Origin of the sequence: Cognatundibacterium luofuense (genome assembly GCF_018139685.1) — a bacterium.
GTDB classification, from domain to species: Bacteria; Pseudomonadota; Gammaproteobacteria; order Burkholderiales; family Burkholderiaceae_D; genus Undibacterium; species Undibacterium luofuense.
In genome coordinates this window covers 1-2,007 of record NZ_JAGSPN010000028.1, presented here as the reverse complement: position 1 = coordinate 2,007, position 2,007 = coordinate 1, and the positions used below count along the sequence as shown (strand labels likewise).

Sequence of the window (2,007 nt, the reverse complement as noted above, 5' to 3'; positions counted from 1 at the left end):
TCACACCGTTCCGAAGCCCTGTATCGGTTTCATGCTGACGTACCCAGCGACGTAATGTCTCTGCAGTGCAGCCAATCTTGCCGGCAATAGATTCTATTGCAGCCCACTGTGAGCTTTACTCGTTCCTGGCCTCCATGACCATACGGACGGAACGTTCGATGACTTCAGGGGAATATTTTGATTTGTTAATAGCTCGATTTTCTCAAATAATGGAGCTTCCCAGTTTTCCGGTACTGTTCAAGCAGTAGGGCCAATGAGGCTTTGGGGGCGCTCTGATCAAATCGACAGGTCAACGCAAAGGCAGCAAGCCAATAACAGCACGAGTCAGATTTGGCAGGCGTTCTCAACCATAATAGACTGAGTATACCAACAATTCCCTTTACCGCTTCTGAATGACACGATGCCAAACTGCTTGAGCAATACCTGAAATTGTGCGCACAGAATTGGCTGGCGCGATACGCGCAATGAATCAGTCCGGCTACGTTGCGTCTGGCAGCAGTGACTCTGAACAGTGCCTGCATCGTCAAGGTTTGAGTCATAGGCGGTCCCGTTCACCGGAATACACATAGTAGATAGAGGGCGGTTGTGTCGGTGATTCTGGCGTGGACTCGTCGTATGCTACGGCCATGTTCCTTCTGCATCCATTCGTTTGAGTCATGTTTACTTAGAATGCCAAGACAGAAAAGGAATTCGAAGCAGAAAAAAAAGGGAGGGAAGTGAAGAAAGTGCCAGTGGCCGCAGATAATTCAGCCGGTCTTGCGCAGAGATCCAGCATCGATGTACATAGACACCGGCTTGGCAAGGATTTCCAGCAAGATGAAAGCGCGGCGCTCGGCGTCCGCAGTCTGGTAGATGGCCTCGACACCAGCAAACGGGCCGTCCGCAATAACCACCGAATCACCTCTGTGAAACATGATTTCGGTCGGCAGGGCCCGCTGACGCAGTAAATCAACCAGGTTGTCATCCACCTTGGCCACCCTTCCCCCAAAATGCACCAACTGGCTCACCCCCAGCGTGGAACGGATCGGCGACCAGCTCTTGCCCTGGTCGCTACTGTCCAGCCGAATGAAGAGGTAGCGTGGAAACATGGGCTCGATGACGACCTCTGCCTTGCGCCGCCGGACTCGCTCAATACACATCTGCGGCAGGTAGCACGAATAGCCCTGGCGTTCTAGGTTGGCCAAAGCGATATCTTCTTGGCGGGGTTTGGTGTGGACTAGGTACCAAGATTCGGTGCTCGACGATGTTGACTGGATACCGTCATGCGCAGTGTCATCGTTGCCAATGACAGTCAGCACGGGCACTTCCTCAGGGAGCAACTCCAATGATGGCTGCGGGCTAGGTGATGAAATGGGCACAAAGATATATTGCAATATGAGCAAAAACTTAAAGACCATATGTTAAGCCATCATCCGTAGCAAAGTCAACGCGATCACTGGCAAATACTTGCTTAATGAGCATCGCGGCCTCGTGCCGCTCGATGTCCTGCACATCGGCCGACAGGTAGCGAATCGACATATCCCAATGCACGATGAGTAGACCAATATCGCACAACCGAAGGTCTTGCAGTTGTCGGGTGGACCAGCCCATACGCTCAGCGATTTGGGCAAGAGCTGAGCGTATGGGCTGGAATCGGTGTGAAATGAGGTAAGTTTTCAGCTTACCTAGGTTTTTATCAGAAGAAACAGATGCTCCACTTTGGCGTACAAACTGGCAGTTATGAACCGTACCGGTTTTTTGAGAGGCTCTTTTGTGTGAGTCAGACCGGTATGGCCTGACCAGAAAGTTGTTGATAATAATTCATTTCCGCTTCCGCCGGTGGTATGTGACCTATCTACCCCATTAAACGATGATGATTGAACCACGACACCCATTCCAGTGTCGCCAGCTCCACTGCTTCCCGCGTCTTCCACGGCCCGCGCTTTTTGATCAGTTCCGTCTTGTATAAACCATTGATGATCTCCGCTAAAGCATTGTCATAGCTGTCTCCGCGACTCTCGACTGATG

General features: G+C 51.5%; 2 protein-coding genes and 2 pseudogenes. All 4 read right to left on the bottom strand.

The window, feature by feature from the left end; all coding sequences use genetic code 11:
* Positions 1–142: pseudogene (locus KDM89_RS19055) on the bottom strand (IS3 family transposase); the annotation flags it as partial.
* A gap of 604 nt (positions 143–746) precedes the next feature.
* On the bottom strand, positions 747–1,298 hold the full coding sequence (gene rfaH, locus KDM89_RS19050; protein WP_329604697.1) for a transcription/translation regulatory transformer protein RfaH: 552 nt from the start codon (positions 1,296–1,298) through the stop codon (positions 747–749).
* An 88-nt stretch (positions 1,299–1,386) separates the two neighbouring features.
* Positions 1,387–1,590, bottom strand: coding sequence for a hypothetical protein (locus KDM89_RS19045; protein WP_212689503.1), 204 nt, complete (start codon positions 1,588–1,590; stop codon positions 1,387–1,389).
* Positions 1,591–1,759: 169 nt separating this feature from the next.
* Positions 1,760–2,007 (bottom strand): annotated as a pseudogene (locus KDM89_RS19040) (integrase core domain-containing protein); the annotation flags it as partial.

Bases quoted from the DNA above. Each gene is read 5' to 3' on its own strand.
- KDM89_RS19045 (WP_212689503.1), bottom strand. From the start codon at position 1,590: ATGGGCTGGTCCACCCGACAACTGCAAGACCTTCGGTTGTGCGATATT.